This window comes from Pseudomonas umsongensis, assembly GCF_012647205.1.
In the GTDB taxonomy this organism is placed as follows: Bacteria; Pseudomonadota; Gammaproteobacteria; order Pseudomonadales; family Pseudomonadaceae; genus Aquipseudomonas; species Aquipseudomonas umsongensis.
On record NZ_CP051487.1, the window covers coordinates 5,342,511 to 5,357,459 of the forward strand.

General features: G+C 60.1%; 14 protein-coding genes and 5 tRNA genes. 5 read left to right on the forward strand and 14 right to left on the reverse strand.

The features are described from left to right. Positions 1 to 3 precede the first annotated feature (3 nt). The 4 genes from lpxK to HGP31_RS24035 form a co-directional block, all read right to left on the reverse strand. A complete protein-coding gene (lpxK, locus tag HGP31_RS24020) occupies positions 4 to 1,008 on the reverse strand; it encodes a tetraacyldisaccharide 4'-kinase (protein WP_020799920.1) in 1,005 nt (334 codons plus the stop codon). 5 nt (positions 1,009 to 1,013) lie between these two features. Beyond that, on the reverse strand, positions 1,014 to 1,442 hold the full coding sequence (locus HGP31_RS24025; RefSeq protein ID WP_168758799.1) for an ExbD/TolR family protein: 429 nt from the start codon (positions 1,440 to 1,442) through the stop codon (positions 1,014 to 1,016). Beyond that, positions 1,439 to 2,074 (reverse strand): MotA/TolQ/ExbB proton channel family protein, encoded by a 636-nt coding sequence (locus HGP31_RS24030; RefSeq protein WP_020799918.1) that lies wholly within the window; start codon positions 2,072 to 2,074, stop codon positions 1,439 to 1,441. Before HGP31_RS24030 ends, HGP31_RS24025 begins: the two co-directional genes overlap by 4 nt. A gap of 98 nt (positions 2,075 to 2,172) precedes the next feature. Continuing rightward, positions 2,173 to 4,407: a DNA internalization-related competence protein ComEC/Rec2 gene (locus HGP31_RS24035; RefSeq protein ID WP_020799917.1), complete on the reverse strand. Its 2,235-nt coding sequence runs from the start codon at positions 4,405 to 4,407 to the stop codon at positions 2,173 to 2,175. A 136-nt stretch (positions 4,408 to 4,543) separates the two neighbouring features. On the opposite strand from HGP31_RS24035, the gene HGP31_RS24040 reads away from it, so the two are divergent. Next, positions 4,544 to 5,059 carry a DUF2062 domain-containing protein gene (locus HGP31_RS24040; RefSeq protein ID WP_020799916.1) on the forward strand — a complete coding sequence of 172 codons (516 nt, stop codon included), beginning with the start codon at positions 4,544 to 4,546 and terminating at the stop codon, positions 5,057 to 5,059. 387 nt (positions 5,060 to 5,446) lie between these two features. Here HGP31_RS24040 and HGP31_RS24045 read toward each other — a convergent pair whose 3' ends face one another. The 4 genes from HGP31_RS24045 to HGP31_RS24060 all read right to left on the reverse strand — a co-directional run bounded on the left by HGP31_RS24045 (position 5,447) and on the right by HGP31_RS24060 (position 8,614). Further along, the gene (locus tag HGP31_RS24045) at positions 5,447 to 6,226 is read right to left on the reverse strand and encodes an ABC transporter permease (RefSeq protein ID WP_020799677.1); all 780 of its coding nucleotides are present in this window, start codon (positions 6,224 to 6,226) and stop codon (positions 5,447 to 5,449) included. Continuing rightward, the gene (locus HGP31_RS24050; RefSeq protein WP_020799678.1) at positions 6,223 to 7,155 is read right to left on the reverse strand and encodes an ABC transporter ATP-binding protein; all 933 of its coding nucleotides are present in this window, start codon (positions 7,153 to 7,155) and stop codon (positions 6,223 to 6,225) included. The genes HGP31_RS24045 and HGP31_RS24050 overlap by 4 nt, the downstream gene beginning before the upstream one ends. A 132-nt stretch (positions 7,156 to 7,287) precedes the next feature. Beyond that, entirely contained in the window at positions 7,288 to 7,911 is a 624-nt protein-coding gene (locus HGP31_RS24055) for a glutathione S-transferase family protein (RefSeq protein WP_020799679.1), read from the reverse strand. A gap of 43 nt (positions 7,912 to 7,954) precedes the next feature. Further along, positions 7,955 to 8,614 (reverse strand): transglutaminase-like domain-containing protein, encoded by a 660-nt coding sequence (locus HGP31_RS24060; RefSeq protein ID WP_168758800.1) that lies wholly within the window; start codon positions 8,612 to 8,614, stop codon positions 7,955 to 7,957. 248 nt (positions 8,615 to 8,862) lie between these two features. Between HGP31_RS24060 and HGP31_RS24065 the strand changes: the two genes are divergently transcribed. Both HGP31_RS24065 and HGP31_RS24070 read left to right on the forward strand, forming a co-directional pair. Next, positions 8,863 to 11,310, forward strand: a complete 2,448-nt coding sequence (locus tag HGP31_RS24065; RefSeq protein ID WP_168758801.1) for an acyl-CoA dehydrogenase — start codon at positions 8,863 to 8,865, stop codon at positions 11,308 to 11,310. 81 nt (positions 11,311 to 11,391) lie between these two features. Then, positions 11,392 to 11,799 (forward strand): PA2817 family protein, encoded by a 408-nt coding sequence (locus HGP31_RS24070; protein WP_008062898.1) that lies wholly within the window; start codon positions 11,392 to 11,394, stop codon positions 11,797 to 11,799. 133 nt (positions 11,800 to 11,932) lie between these two features. On the opposite strand, the gene HGP31_RS24075 is transcribed toward HGP31_RS24070, so the two are convergent. Beyond that, positions 11,933 to 12,931, reverse strand: coding sequence for a LysR family transcriptional regulator (locus HGP31_RS24075; protein ID WP_020799682.1), 999 nt, complete (start codon positions 12,929 to 12,931; stop codon positions 11,933 to 11,935). Between the two features lie 91 nt (positions 12,932 to 13,022). Here HGP31_RS24075 and HGP31_RS24080 point away from each other — a divergent pair, with 91 nt between their 5' ends. Next, the gene (locus HGP31_RS24080) at positions 13,023 to 13,649 is read left to right on the forward strand and encodes a serine-tRNA(Ala) deacylase AlaX (RefSeq protein ID WP_033045665.1); all 627 of its coding nucleotides are present in this window, start codon (positions 13,023 to 13,025) and stop codon (positions 13,647 to 13,649) included. A 26-nt stretch (positions 13,650 to 13,675) separates the two neighbouring features. Further along, entirely contained in the window at positions 13,676 to 14,314 is a 639-nt protein-coding gene (locus HGP31_RS24085) for a LysE family translocator (RefSeq protein WP_168758802.1), read from the forward strand. A 68-nt stretch (positions 14,315 to 14,382) separates the two neighbouring features. On the opposite strand, the gene HGP31_RS24090 is transcribed toward HGP31_RS24085, so the two are convergent. The 5 genes from HGP31_RS24090 to HGP31_RS24110 all read right to left on the reverse strand — a co-directional run bounded on the left by HGP31_RS24090 (position 14,383) and on the right by HGP31_RS24110 (position 14,948). Then, positions 14,383 to 14,458: transfer RNA gene (locus HGP31_RS24090), tRNA-Gly, on the reverse strand. 77 nt (positions 14,459 to 14,535) lie between these two features. After that, a tRNA-Gly gene (locus tag HGP31_RS24095) sits at positions 14,536 to 14,611 on the reverse strand. Between the two features lie 3 nt (positions 14,612 to 14,614). Beyond that, positions 14,615 to 14,690 (reverse strand) — tRNA-Glu (locus HGP31_RS24100). A 104-nt stretch (positions 14,691 to 14,794) separates the two neighbouring features. Next, a tRNA-Gly gene (locus tag HGP31_RS24105) sits at positions 14,795 to 14,870 on the reverse strand. Positions 14,871 to 14,872: 2 nt separating this feature from the next. Further along, positions 14,873 to 14,948: transfer RNA gene (locus HGP31_RS24110), tRNA-Glu, on the reverse strand. Position 14,949 lies beyond the last annotated feature (1 nt).

Sequence of the window (14,949 nt, forward strand, 5' to 3'; positions counted from 1 at the left end):
GAGTTAAGGCAAAAGACGCGCCGGCAACAGGCGCATCAACTGGGTATCGAACCAGGCCGTGAAGGCTGGCGACGGCACGGCGTCGACCGCCAGGTACCACCAGTCGGGGGCGGCGAAGGCACGGCACTTCACCGCATCCTTTTCGGTCATCACCAATGGCAATGACGGGTTGAAATTCAAGGCCTGCGCACTGTATTCGGCGTGGTCGGCGAATGCATGCGGGACTGGCTGCCAGTGTAGCGTTTCGAGGGTCCTGAAGAAACGCTGCGGGTTACCGATCCCGGCCACCGCATGCAACGCCTGGCCCGCGGGAAAGTGATCGAGCGGGCGCCGTTCGCCGCTTTGCAGGTTGACCAGCGCCGTCGGTTGCAACTGGAAGGCAAAGCCGTCGCCGCTGTCAGCCGTTGCGCCGTTGTAGAGCACCGCATCGACACTTTGCAGACGCTCGACCGGTTCACGCAGCGGCCCGGCCGGCAAGCAGCGGCGGTTGCCCAATCCGCGGGCCGCGTCGATCAGTACCAGCTCCAGATCCCGCGCCAGGCGGTAATGCTGCATGCCATCATCGGACAGGATCAGGTCCAGCGACTCACTGTCAAGTAGGGCTTTGACCGCGCGACTGCGATCCGGATCGATCATCAACGGCACGCCGGTGCGCTGCACGATCAACAGCGGCTCATCGCCAGCGATGTCGGCGCTTTGATCCGCCTCGACCCGCCACGGCAATTGCGCTGGCTTGGCACCGTAACCCCGGCTGACCACGCCGACCCGCAGGCCACTGCGTTGACAGTGCTGGATCATCCACAGGATCAGCGGTGTCTTGCCGGTGCCGCCCACGGTGATGTTACCCACCACGATCAGCGGTACCGGTGGTTGATAGATCTCGCCCTCGCCCGCCAGAAAGCGCTTGCGCTTGTTGTTGACCACGCGGCGGTACAACCACTCCAGCGGCTGTAATAGCTTCAGGGCCGGATGCCCCCGGTACCAGGCAGCGAGCAAGCGTTCGGACATGCTTTTCAAGGCGCGGGCGGCGCCGCCTCGACTGTGGTCATGCGCAGATGGCTGAAGCCGAGCTTGCCGGCAGCGTCCATGGCGGTGATGACCGACTGATGCTGGGATTTTCCGTCGGCGCTGATGGACAGCGGTCGACTGGTATCGCCATTGGACTGTTTCTGCAGGGCATCCATCAGCGTTGCCAGGTCACTCTTGGGCAATACCTGGTTGTTCACCGAGAATATGCCATCGGCACTGATCGCGATGTCCAGTTGCCGGGTCTGGTCATCGGTAGGCGCTCCGCTGACCGCTTCGGGCAGATCGACGCGCAACTGGGTTTCACGGGTGAACGTCGTGGTCACGACGAAAAACAGCAGCAGGATAAACACCACGTCGATCAGTGACGCGAGGTTGATGTCCACATTCTCCCGTTGCTTGCGGCGGAATTTCACGCTTTGCCCCCCGCCAGGTCCACGTCACGGTCACCCTGCACGACTTCGACCAGCTTGATCGCTTCCTGCTCCATGCCGACCACCAGTTCATCGATCCGGCGTTGCAGGAAACGGTGGAAGAATACCGACGGGATACCGACCATCAAGCCGGCGGCCGTGGTGATCAGCGCTTTGGAGATACCCCCGGCCAGTACCGCCGCATTGGTGGTCATGCCCGTGCCCATGAACGCACTGAAAATATCGATCATGCCCAGCACCGTACCCAGCAGCCCCAGCAATGGCGCCATGGCAGCGATGGTACCGAGGGCATTGATGTAGCGTTCCAGCTCATGGATGACCCGCGCGGCGGCCTCTTCGATGCACTCCTTCATGATCTCGCGACCATGCCGGGAGTTCGCCAGGCCAGCGGCCAGGATCTCGCCCAACGGCGAATTGGCGCGCAGTTCCTTGAGCTTCTCCTTGTTAAGTTGCTTGTCCTTGATCCAGACCCAGACCTGCCCGAGCAAATGCTCCGGGGTCACGCGACTGGCCCGCAGGGTCCACAGACGTTCGGCAACGATAGCCATTGCCGCGATGGAACTCAGGATGATCGGCAGCATCATCCAGCCGCCGGATTTGACCAATTCCCACACAGTGACAGTCCCCTCGAAAAAGTGCGCCACTCTAACATAGGGGGTGGGCTCACCGAAGACTGTGATGTCGCATCCGGTCGGCCTTTGATCACCCAAGGTTATTTGCCCGAGGGTGGGGGATCGCGCCAGAAGCGCCGTTCTTGACGCATCGAGCGCGGTGGTTCGAAACGCCCCAGTTGCAGATGAACGGCGCCTTGCTGCGCACTGTCGTAGATGTCCATCGCGCGATGTCGATAGCGCTCAATCACCACCGGATGAGGATGACCGAAGGAGTTGCCCTGTCCACGGGAAATCAGTGCTGCCTTGGGCTGTAGAACGTTGAGCAGCGCCATCGACGACGAACTGCGACTACCGTGGTGCGGTGACTGCAACCAATCGGTAGGCACGGCCAATGGGCTGGCGAGCAACGCGCGCTCGGCGTGGGTGTCGATGTCACCGCTGAGCAGCAATCGCTCGCCATTGGCTTCGATCTGCAACACACAGGAGTTCTGGTTGCTGTCCCTGGCCTGCGGCCAGTGCCACAGTTGAAAGTTGACCCCGTCCCACGTCCACTGCCGACCGCTCTCACAGCCCTCGGCCTGCAACTCGCCAGGCAGGTCGGCAGGTTCGCCACTGAGCACCCGTTTCACCGGCAATCCATTGGCCACTGCCCGGGCGCCACCGGCATGATCGGCATGGGCATGGCTGATCAACATCAGGTCGAGCGCCTTCACACCCAGCTTGCGCAGTGCGGGCAGGACCACCCGCTCACCCTGGTCAAGACCACGCAAACGCGGACCGGCGTCATATAACAGTGTGTGATGGCGCGTGCGCACCATGATCGCCAGCCCTTGACCCACATCCAGTTGCCAGACCTCGGCAATGCCTTCGGGCAGCACCGGCCGCGGAGGAAAAACCAGTAGTAACAGCAAAGGCCAGCCTAACGGTCGCATCGGTACGCCACGCGGCAGCAGCAACAAAAAGGCGCCCAGCGTGCCGATGGCCCAGACCCATAGCGGAATGGCCGCGGGCACCCAGGCGGGAACCTTGCCGGCGACCAATGCCAACCCGGTGAACAGCCAATCTATCAAGCCGCCCGCCAGCCACAGCAGCCACTCGCCGACGTAGGGCACCGGCAGCAAAAGTGTACCGAGCAACGCAGGGGGCAGCACCACCAGGCTGATCCAGGGTACCGCCAGCAGATTGACCAGCGGCCCGCTAAGGCTGATCGGCAATCCCAGGACCAGCAAAAACGGTCCAAGGCCAATAGCGATCAGCCACTGGGCACGGGTCCAGGTTTGCCACCATGGCCAAGGCCCCAGGCGCCCACCGAACGTGAAGATAAGCACCGCCACCGCCGCGAAGGACAGCCAGAACCCCGGTTGCAGACTCGCCAACGGGTCCATCAGCAAGACGCCATTGAGCGCCAGCAACAGTGGCCACCAGGCACCCAGGTGGCGAAAACGCAGGCGCCATAGCAGCACCAGGCCGATCATCAGGCAGGCTCGGCGGACCGGCACTTCGAAGCCAGCCAGCAGCCCATAGCCAAGGGCGGCCACGAAAGCCAGGCTGCAGGCCCAAGGCAACCATGGTAGACGGGCTGGCCACAAGCCGTAACGGGCAAGCCCGGCGATCAACAGATAAACCAGTCCCGCCAACAAGCCGACGTGCTGCCCGGAAATCACCAACAGGTGCACGGTGCCAGTGTCTTGCAACACCTGCCAGTCTTCGCGGCTGAGCCCCGCGCCGTCTCCCAGCACCAGCGCAACCAGCACGCCAGTTCGACCTTGCGCATCCACGGCCTGCAGCCTCTGGCGGATACCGTCGCGCCAGGCCCACCGGGCTGGTGCAAGCCGCTCCCCGGCCTTGACCGTCCCGGTCGCACCGATGCGTTGCGCCAACAGCCAGGCCTCATAGTCGAAGGCATGCGGATTGAGCAACCCCACGGGTCGCTTCAGCTTGACCGCGAGCCGCCAGCGTTCGCCGCTGTTTACCGGCGGACCGTCATACCAGGCCAGACGCAACTGTCGCGGCAGGTCGGTACGGCGTGACCGACTGTCAGTCAGTTCGAAACGCACCACCCCCTCACCATTCTGTGGCAGCCCGCTGACACGCCCTTCGACCCAACGCGTTTCCCCGTCGAGGGCCGGCGACAGCCGATCATCCAGGGCCCATTGGGCATGGGCACAGGCCCAACTCAAGCCGAACAGGAAAAACGCAGCCGGATACGTCCTGAACGGCAGCAACATCAAGCCTGCCACCGGCATCAACAACCACAACCAGACCGGCGGTAACACCGGTAAAAAACGCAAGGCCAGCAAGCCCAACGCCAGCGCCATCATCCCTGTGCGCATAAGCCCGTCCTTGAGAGTCCAGTCCCTAGGCATAGTCGGCCCGACGCACGTCCGTCGTTAACAATTGTCACAAAGTCTGAATGGGTGCCTCATGGAATCCAGACATACTTGCCACCTTGATCGACCGAGAAGCCTTATGCCCCGGCGCTTATTCAAACGCTACATGCCAGACCCGACCAGCATCAGGGAACACAAGTCCTTACGCTTTCTCGGCACCCTGCTGCATGACCCGAACCTCTGGCACCTCAATCGCCATTCCGTCGCCCGGGCCATGGCAGTCGGCTTGTTCGCGGCATTCCTGCCGATTCCGATGCAGATGCTGGTCGCTGCGGTTCTCGCGATCATCGTGCGCGGCAACATGCCGATTGCGGTCAGCCTGGTCTGGTTGACCAACCCGATCACCATGCCGGCGGTGTTCTTCTGTACTTATCAGACCGGTGCCTGGTTGATGGATGTTCCCGCACGGCATCTGCCGGACGAGCTGACCTGGGAATGGATCAGCGGTGAACTATCGACCCTGTGGCAGCCATTTTTGTTGGGGTCGGTAGTGGTAGGCGTTGTGCTTGGGGCGTTGGCTTATTGCCTGGTGATGATGTATTGGCGCTGGTGGGTGGCGCGGCAGTGGCGGCGGCGTAAGCAAAGTCGGATGTGAGAGGCCGGTTGATCGTGTGCATATCCGTTGCTGCGGTAACGACTGCTTATGGTTTCGCCCTTACGGCGAGTCACTTTCGAAAAGCGCGAAAGTAACCAAAGCGCTCTTGCCCCACCACTCGGTGCCTCGCCTAGGCTCGGCATGCCCTCACTCCGGCATTGCTCCGTGGGTCGCCGCGCTGGGCCAAGGATGGCCCATCGCGGCGACCCACGGAGCAGGACCGGAGCGAGGCACCGAACGCCGGGGGCAAGAGCCCTTGGTTATTTGGGGCTCTTCCAAGTGACTCGCTGTAAGAGCGAAACCCTAAGTGGCCGTTACCGCAGGAATGGATATGTACTCCGTCAACAATCAATAGGTCGGCTGCCAGGCCGCCATCGTTTGAAAATCTTAAGTACGCATCCCCCGCCCACTCACCAGCAACCGCGCACAACCGATGTACAGTACGATCGTCGCCACCACCATGAACGTAATCGCAATGCTGATCCGAATATCCGACACCCCGAGAATGCCGTAACGGAACGCATTGACCATGTGCAGCACCGGGTTGGCCAAGGACACGGTCTGCCAGAACGGCGGCAGCAACGAGATCGAGTAGAACACCCCGCCCAGATAGGTCAAGGGCGTCAGCACAAACGTCGGGATGATCGAGATGTCATCGAAGTTGCGTGCAAACACGGCGTTGATGAAGCCCAGCAGCGAGAAGATGGTCGCAGTCAGCACCACCACCAGAATGGTCACGCCCAAGTGATGCACCTGCAGATCGGTGAAGAACAGCGACAACAGCGTCACGATGATCCCGACCATCAAGCCGCGCAGCACGCCGCCGAGGGTGTAGCCGATCAGGATGGTGTGCGGCGACACCGGTGACACCATCAATTCTTCGATGGAACGCTGGAATTTACTGCCGAAGAAACTCGACACCACGTTTCCGTAGGAGTTGGTGATCACCGACATCATGATCAGGCCCGGCACGATGTACTCCATGTAAGTGAAGCCACCCATATCGCCGATTTGTCGACCGATCAGGTTGCCGAAGATCACGAAGTACAGAACCATGGTGATCGCTGGCGGCAGCAGGGTCTGCGGCCAGATCCGGGTAAAGCGCCGGACCTCACGGTAAACGATGGTATTGAGGGCAACGAGGTTGGGCTGCAGCTCGGAACTCATACCGCCACCTTCGACAGATTTTTCTCCACCAGGGACACGAACAACTCCTCGAGGCGATTGGTTTTGTTACGCAGGCTCAGCACTTCAATGTTCTGTTGGGCAAGCTGAGTGAACAGCGCAGTGATGCCCATGCTTTTGTCCACCTGGACTTCCAGGGTGTGGGCATCGAGCAAGCGTGACGGATAGCCGATCAACTGTGGCGGCGCGCTCACGCTGCCCTTCAGATCCAGCAGGAAAGTCTCGACGTGCAGCTGGCCGAGCAACTGTTTCATGCTGGTGTTCTCGACGATGGTGCCGTGATCGATGATGCCGATATTGCGGCACAACTGCTCAGCCTCTTCCAGATAGTGCGTGGTGAGGATGATGGTGATGCCTTTCTTGTTCAGCTCGGTGAGGAAAGTCCACATCGAACGGCGCAGCTCGATGTCCACCCCGGCAGTCGGTTCGTCGAGGATCAACAGGCGCGGTTCGTGGACCAGCGCACGGGCGATCATCAGGCGACGCTTCATGCCACCGGACAGCGAACGCGACGGCACATCGCGCTTGTCCCACAGGCCAAGTTGGGTCAGGTATTGCTCGGCGCGTTCCTTGGCAACTTTCGCCGGGATGCCGTAGTAACCAGCCTGGGTCACGACGATGTCGAAGGTCTTTTCGAACTGGTTGAAGTTGAACTCCTGGGGTACGACGCCGATGCAGCGCTTAAGCGCCGCCGGGTTCTTGTCCAGGTCGTGGCCGAAGATATTCACCGTGCCGCTGGTCTTGTTCACCAGGGTCGAAAGAATGCCGATGGTCGTGGATTTGCCGGCGCCGTTGGGGCCGAGCAAGGCGAAGAAGTCACCTTCGGCGACATCCAGATCGATACCACTCAAGGCCTGGAAACCGTTGCCGTAGGTTTTGGTTAGCTGCCGGATGGACAGAGCGGAACTCATATCGGATTACGCACCAAGAAGGGAAGAAAGGGACAGATATGGGCGGGCGGCGAGCAATGCAACCGCGGCGCATCAGTGCAATGGTGCTTGTCGCCGCCGCACAAGTACAGTCAAGTGTGTCGATAGTGAGTATTAAGTCAACGCGGTCATGACCGCCTTGCGATACGCCGGACGCTCTTTCAACCGTGCGTACCAGGCCTGCAGATGGGGCTGTGGCGAGCGTTCGATCGGCATCTCGAACCAGGCATAAATGAAACTCCCCAAGGGAATGTCGCCCATGCCGATCTCGTCACCGGACAGGTATGGCTGGCTCGCCAGCGCCTGATCGGCCATCGCCAGCAGCGCTTCGCACTCCTTGATTGCAGCCTGGATCGCAGGCCAGTCCTGTTGATCGGCCGGGGTGCGCAATACGCCCCAGAACACCGTACGGAACGGTCCGGCAAAACTCGAAGTGGTCCAGTCCATCCACTTCTCGGCGCTGGCCCGCGCTTGCAGATCTGCCGGATACCACGGGGTGTTCGGCGCATGCCTGGCCATCAGATAGCGGACGATGGCGTTGGATTCCCACAACACGAATCCATCGTCTTCAATCACCGGCACGCGGCCATTGGGGTTCATGGCACGGTACTCGGGCGTATCGACGACACCAAAGGCACCGCCCGCATCAATGGCCTCATAGGCCAGGCCCAATTCCTCGGCGGCCCACAATGGTTTTCTGACATTCGATGAATTTTTCCGACCCCAGATCTTCAGCATGACCGCCTCTTTATGGATGAATGCGCAGGCAGCATACGCCGGATCAGGCGCGACTCAAATCGCTGCGCATGTCTCCCAGCAGCGGCGCAAGATGCTCGCCGAACAGGTGCGGATAGCACTTTTCAAGGTGTTCGAAGAAGAACTTTTCCGGCACGTCGGTGAACTGGCCGTGGTCGATCAGGTACTCCATCAACTGCTCGCCGTCGCGATTGAAGGGATGAAACACGCTGTCATTGATCCCGTCGAATTCCAGCGGCGCCACATTGAATAAGTCGCACAACCCCTGGTTGAACGCAGGGGTGGCCTTGACCCAACGACCATTCAAATAGAGCTCGGTGTAGCCGTGCATGGCGAACACGTCGCTCTTGAGCAATTCGAGCAGGCGCGGGGTCGACAGATGATTGCGCACGTCCGCCAGACCGATGCGTGCAGCAATCCCGCAATGCCGCGCGGCACCGGCCAGTAGCGTGGCTTTGGGCACGCAATAACTCTCCCCGCTCGACAGCGCATAACTGCCACGCAAGGTCTGTGGGTCACGACTGAAGGTGTACGGGTTGTAGCGCACCGCCTCGCGCACGGCGTAATAGAGCTGGATCGCCTGCTGGAGCGGGTCGCGACTGGCGCCACGATGTTTTTCGGCGAACTCCACCACGCAGGGGTGGTCACTATCGATGAAGCGGCCGGGGCTCAGATACTCATGCATGCGGGCAATCTCCAGGGCAAGCCCCGAGTCTATCGAGAGGTTCAGCACAGAGATAACGACGTTTCGGCCAAACATGGGCGCTTTGCCGCCCGCTCAATGAACGATTTTTCACGGTCTGTCGCACCTAAGGCCTACACAATCATCCAGGGTTTCCCACGATTTCAATCACCTCGCTCTGACCACCCCGTTTCGCGGATGCCGTCTAAGCTCTGTGGGTTGGTTCGCCCTGGGTTCACGGAGGATTAAATATGCTGCTGTTGTGGATAATGGTTCTGGTTGTCGGGATAGCTTATTTAGCCCACCGTCGCATCGCGCCGCTGCCTGCCCTGGGCATCGTGGCTGTCTTTCTGCTGGCAATGGGCGCATTCAGCCGCGCACCGGGCTGGCTGCTGTTGATTTTCTGGGTGCTCACCGCCGCCGTGGCGGCGCCTCTGCTATTGCCTGACCTGCGCCGCAAATTCTTCAGCGCACCGATGTTCAACTGGTTCCAGAAAACCTTGCCGCCGATGTCGGACACCGAACGCGACGCCATCGAAGCCGGTACGGTGTGGTGGGACGGCGAGCTGTTCAGCGGTCGTCCGGACTGGAACAAGCTGCTGTCCTATCCCAAGGTGCAACTGAACGAGGAAGAACAGGCTTTCATCGACGGTCCGACCGAAGAGCTCTGCGCCATGGTCAGCGACTGGCAGCTCGGTCAAACCATGGACTTGCCGGCCGAGGCCTGGACTTACATCAAGGACAACGGCTTTTTTGCCCTGATCATTCCCAAAGAGTTTGGCGGCAAGGGGTTCTCGGCCTACGCCCACTCGCAAGTGGCGATGAAACTGGCCAGTCACAGCGGCGATCTGGCTTCTACCGTGATGGTCCCCAACTCTCTCGGCCCAGCCGAACTGTTGCTGCACTACGGCACCGACGAGCAACGCAACCATTACCTGCCACGCCTGGCGCGCGGCGACGAAATTCCCTGTTTTGCACTGACCGGCCCTCTCGCGGGTTCGGACGCGGGCGGCATGCCTGACACCGGGGTGATCTGCAAAGGCGAATGGGAAGGCAAGGAAACCCTCGGCCTACGCCTCAATTGGGAAAAGCGCTACATCACCCTGGGCCCGGTCGCCACCCTGCTCGGCCTGGCGTTCAAGGCGTACGATCCGGACCACTTGCTGGGCGAGGAGGAAGACCTGGGTATCAGCCTGGCGCTGATTCCAACCGATCTGCCCGGTGTTGAAATCGGCCGTCGTCACCTGCCCCTGGGGGCGGCGTTCATGAACGGTCCTAATTCCGGCAAGGACGTTTTCGTACCGTTGGAGTTCCTGATCGGCGGCCAGGAAATGCTCGGCAAGGGCTGGATGATGCTGATGAATTGCCTGTCCGTCGGGCGTTCGATTTCCCTGCCGGCGGTGGGCACCGGCATGGCCAAGTTCACCAGCCTGGTGACCGGCCAGTACGCGCAGATCCGCGAGCAGTTCAATGTGCCGATCGCCGCTTTCGAAGGCATCCAGGAAGCCATGGCGCGCATCGGCGGCAACGCCTGGATGATGGACGCCGCGCGGATGCTGACTGCCAACGCGGTGGACCTCGGCGAGAAACCGTCGGTGCTGTCGGCGATTCTCAAGTACCACCTCACCGAGCGTGGCCGCGAGTGCATCAGCCAGGCGATGGATGTGCACGGCGGCAAGGCGATCATCATGGGGCCGAACAACTACCTGGGCCGCAAATGGAACGGCGCACCGATCTTCATTACCGTGGAAGGCGCGAACATTCTTTCGCGCAACCTGATGATCTTCGGCCAGGGCGCGATTCGCTGCCACCCCTTCGTGCTCAAGGAAATGGCCCTGGCCACTCGGGAGGACAAGGATCAGGCACTTACCGAGTTCGATGGCCTGCTGCTCAAGCACATCGGCTTTGCCGTGGGCAACGCCGCCAGCACGCTGGTGCTGAACCTCGGTTTCGGGCACCTGGAGCACGTACCGGGCGACAAGCTCAGCCAGGGTTATTTCCGCGCGCTGAACCGCCAGGCAGCCGCATTCGCCCTGCTCGCCGACCTCAGCATGATGCTGCTCGGCGGCGAACTGAAACGGCGCGAACGCCTGTCGGCACGATTGGGTGATGTGTTGAGCAACCTGTATCTGGCCAGCGCCGCGCTCAAGCGCTACAACGACCTCGACTCGCCGGAATACCTGAAGCCGCTGTTTACCTGGGCCATGGAGGAAAGCCTCGGTCACGGCGAGCGGGCCATGGACGAATTGCTGAACAACTTTCCGAGCAAGGGGCTGGCCTGCCTGTTGCGGGTGATCGTGTTCCCGTTCGGGCGTCGTCACAAAGGGCCTTCGGACAAACTCGGCGCCGAAGTCGCCGCCGTGATTGGCCGCGCCAAGGGGGATCCGGCCCTGGAGGAAGTGCTGCTGGGTTGCTATCGCCCGCAATCGGTCGAAGACCCTGTTGGCGTCCTGCAGCACACCTGCGATCAGTTGAACGCCGCGCTACCCATGCGTAAAAAACTGCATATGGCGCTCAAGAGCGGCCAGGTCAAACCGGTCGCTGGAGAAAATGTCATCGATGCCGCACTGGAAGCCGGCGTACTGCAACCGGTGGAAGCACACACTCTTCGAGAGGCCGAAGTGGCACGTCGCAAAGTGATCGATGTCGATGCTTTCGACAAAGAGGAAATAGCACTGACCGATGGCAAGGTCCGCTGATCCATCCAGCGCCCCATCATGGGAAAATGCGCGCGGGGGCTTTATACTCCCGCGCCCGTTTTGCTCTTGAGGACTTATCTCGTGTCCAACATCGTTGCCGATCATCTCGTTTTGCTCGACCATCTGCGCAGCATCCTGGTCGCCGTAGGTGAGGCCGAACAGGTTCCCGACGAAAGCCATGCCTTGTTCCTGGAGCGCTTCGACGAACTGCTTGCACTGCTGCCGGTCGACCCGATCGAAAGCCAATACCTGGGCCAGGACATCCTGTGCCAGGTCATCACCCGCTACCCGCAAATCGCCCACCTGGTGCCACGCGACCTGCTTTGGTACTTCGCCGGTGACTGCCTGCATTACATGCCCGATGATGAAATCGACCTGTACCAGGCACTGGAAGAACGTCGCTTCGAAGCCGAACAGAATGACGAGCCTTTCGACTGGAACCAGGAAAAACAGCTGCTGTCCCTGTCCAATCAAGACAGCAAGCACTGATGAAAAAGGCCCGCATGGTTGAACATGCGGGCCTTTTTTCAGGATCAAAAGATCGCAGCCTTCGGCAGCTCCTACATGGAAATCACGTACACCCTGTAGGAGCTGCCGAAGGCTGCGATCTTTTGATCTTTCCTCAGAACAACCCCTCACTTTCGGGCAGCTCATACTCCGAAACCGCAATATTCGAACTGCTCGACTTGCCCGGCTTGCCCAACGTCGGCTCCTTCTCCAGGCACTCCACCAGGTAATCGATCAACACCCGCAGCTTGGGTGGCAGGTATCGCGTGGGCGAGTACAGCAACCACGCGCCTCCGTGGTAGGACGCCAGGAAAGTCCAGTCCGGTAACACTTGCACCATCAATCCCTTCTCCAAGGCACGACGCGCGGTGAAGTACGGCAGGCTGCCGATGCCGATGTGCTGCAGTACCGCGCCAAAACGTACGCCCGTGTGATTGGCGGCATATCGCCCGCGCACCCCGACGGTTACGGATTTGCTGCCCTTCTTGAACTTCCAGCGCGCATCGCTCGGGGTTTCGCCCAAGTAGATGCAGCTGTGGTTGAGCAGGTCATGGGGGTGAGTCGGCGTACCGTGCTCAGCCAGGTATTGGGGTGTGGCGCAGAGTAAATGGTCGATGCTCAGCAACTGTCGCCCCACCAACCCCGCTGGCGGACGGTCGGTGATACGAATCGCCAGGTCGACGTGATCGTCGATCAGATCCACCTGACGGTCCTCAAGCAACAGCTCCACATCCACCTTGGGATAACGGCGCAAAAACTCCGGCATATGCGGGTGAATCACAATTCGACCGACCGCTTTTGGCACGCTGAGGCGCACCACCCCTTCGGGCTCGTCGGTGAACTGACCACTGATTTCCATCACTGACCGGGCGGCGTTGACCATCTCCTGACAGCGCTTGAAGACCTCCTCGCCACCGTCGCTCAACCGTAACTTGCGCGTGGTCCGTTGCAGCAGGCGAGTGGCCAGGGCCTTTTCCAGACGCGAGATACTGCGACTGACAGCCGAGGGCGAAGAGCCCAACTGGCGTGCGGCTTCGGAGAAACTGCCGGTTTCGACGACCTTGACGAAAATCGCCATTTCACCCAGCAACGGCAGTGGAAGATTTATGCTCACAACGCAACAGTCCTTTGATGTTTGAACGGATTATCACGCCAAACCGCGCTTCATATAATAAAAAATAGAAATTTGAATACGAGCATGGAATATGACGCTTCGCCTCTTTTTCCATAGTGATGACCTCAAGGCCAATGTGGAAGTCCTGGACTGCGCACCTCACGAGAACGAATTTGCCGTGGTGCTGCGCGCAACCTTGTTTCACCCTCAGGGCGGCGGGCAACCTTGTGATATAGGCTGGATTGGCGACAGCCGGGTACTACGCGTAGTCCAGGATCCAGACCGGATCGTCCATTTCGTCGATCAGCCAATCAACCTTGGCATGACCTTGATTCGGGTGGATGAACAGCCTCGCCAGATCAATACGCGCATGCATTCAGCCGGCCATCTGATTGGACACTTCGTCCAGGCCATGGGCTGGATGCCAATCAAGGCGCATCACTGGCCCGGTGAAGGGCGAGTGCAATTCAAACCGTCAGAATCGGCGCTGGACGTTGACGCGCAGACCGTGCAATACGGCCTCGAACAGTGGATCGCCCATGACCTGCCGCGCCTGACATCGCTGCGCGAAGGCGCCCGGGAAATCAGTTTTGGCGAACTGCCCGCCTATGGCTGTGGCGGCACCCATGTACGTAGCCTGAAGGATTTGGGCGCGGTCACGATCGCGTCGCTTTCGCAAAAGAAAGGCACGTTGTCCGTCCACTACCACGTGGACTGAGTCCCCCCCGACCTTCTGGAGTTGCAATGCTTTCTAATTACCTGGGCGAATTCCTGGCATTGGCGACGATTCACTTTCTGGCCGTGGTCGCGCCCGGACCGGATTTCGCCGTGACGATTCGCCAGAGTGTGCGTTTCGGCCGAATGGTTGGCATCTGCACGGCACTGGGGATCGGCGCGGGGATTTCCGTGCACGTGCTGTATACCTTGCTCGGAGTCGGAGCGCTGATGCATACCACGCCCTGGCTATTGACGGTGGCCAAGGTCGTGGGTGGAGCCTACATTCTTTATCTGGGTGTCAGCCTGGTGCGCAGCCGGCCGAAATCCGTATTGGAAGGCGATCAGCCGACAGATCAACCCGTTGTCGAGCAAACGCTGCTGAAGGCGTTCACGACAGGCTTTCTGACCAACGCCACCAATCCCAAGGCCACACTGTTCTTCCTGGCGATCTTCACCACGATCATCAGCGCCACGACACCCCTGAAGATCCAGGCGCTATACGGTGCATGGATGTGCCTTGTGAATGCCCTGTGGTTTGTGATCGTTGCCTTGTTCTTTTCAAGCAGCCGGGTCAGGTTGCTGTTCATGCGCATGGGACACTGGTTCGAACGCAGCATGGGGGGGGTCCTGATTCTGTTCGCCGGGCGGTTGATCCTGTCGATGTAAAACAGCGTCAGCAGCTAAATCGCGCACAAACAAAAACGCCGCTCAATGAGCGGCGTTTTTGTTAAATATGGAGCGGGAAACGAGACTCGAACTCGCGACCCCGACCTTGGCAAGGTCGTGCTCTACCAACTGAGCTATTCCCGCAAATGGCATCCCCTGGGGGACTCAAACACTTGTTTCAAACAAAAACGCCGCTCAATGAGCGGCATTCTCGTTAAATATGGAGCGGGAAACGAGACTCGAACTCGCGACCCCGACCTTGGCAAGGTCGTGCTCTACCAACTGAGCTATTCCCGCAAATGGCGTCCCCTAGGGGACTCGAACCCCTGTTACCGCCGTGAAAGGGCGGTGTCCTAGGCCACTAGACGAAGGGGACACGCTGCCCGGAACACATGGTGTGTGTTTCGGTGCCCAGATCCGCATCCGAAGACTTGGTTCTGGTTTCACTCAGTACCGCCCGAAGGCAATACTGCTTAAAAATGGAGCGGGAAACGAGACTCGAACTCGCGACCCCGACCTTGGCAAGGTCGTGCTCTACCAACTGAGCTATTCCCGCATTGGCGTCCCCTAGGGGACTCGAACCCCTGTTACCGCCGTGAAAGGGCGGTGTCCTAGGCCACTAGACGAAGGGGACA

Coding starts and splice junctions, on each gene's coding strand:
- HGP31_RS24040 (WP_020799916.1), top strand. CDS start 4,544: ATGCCCCGGCGCTTATTCAAACGCTACATGCCAGACCCGACCAGCATC.
- HGP31_RS24035 (WP_020799917.1), bottom strand. CDS start 4,407: ATGCGCACAGGGATGATGGCGCTGGCGTTGGGCTTGCTGGCCTTGCGT.
- HGP31_RS24055 (WP_020799679.1), bottom strand. CDS start 7,911: ATGCTGAAGATCTGGGGTCGGAAAAATTCATCGAATGTCAGAAAACCA.
- HGP31_RS24060 (WP_168758800.1), bottom strand. CDS start 8,614: ATGCATGAGTATCTGAGCCCCGGCCGCTTCATCGATAGTGACCACCCC.
- HGP31_RS24085 (WP_168758802.1), top strand. CDS start 13,676: ATGCTTTCTAATTACCTGGGCGAATTCCTGGCATTGGCGACGATTCAC.
- lpxK (WP_020799920.1), bottom strand. CDS start 1,008: ATGTCCGAACGCTTGCTCGCTGCCTGGTACCGGGGGCATCCGGCCCTG.
- HGP31_RS24045 (WP_020799677.1), bottom strand. CDS start 6,226: ATGAGTTCCGAGCTGCAGCCCAACCTCGTTGCCCTCAATACCATCGTT.
- HGP31_RS24050 (WP_020799678.1), bottom strand. CDS start 7,155: ATGAGTTCCGCTCTGTCCATCCGGCAGCTAACCAAAACCTACGGCAAC.
- HGP31_RS24065 (WP_168758801.1), top strand. CDS start 8,863: ATGCTGCTGTTGTGGATAATGGTTCTGGTTGTCGGGATAGCTTATTTA.
- HGP31_RS24080 (WP_033045665.1), top strand. CDS start 13,023: ATGACGCTTCGCCTCTTTTTCCATAGTGATGACCTCAAGGCCAATGTG.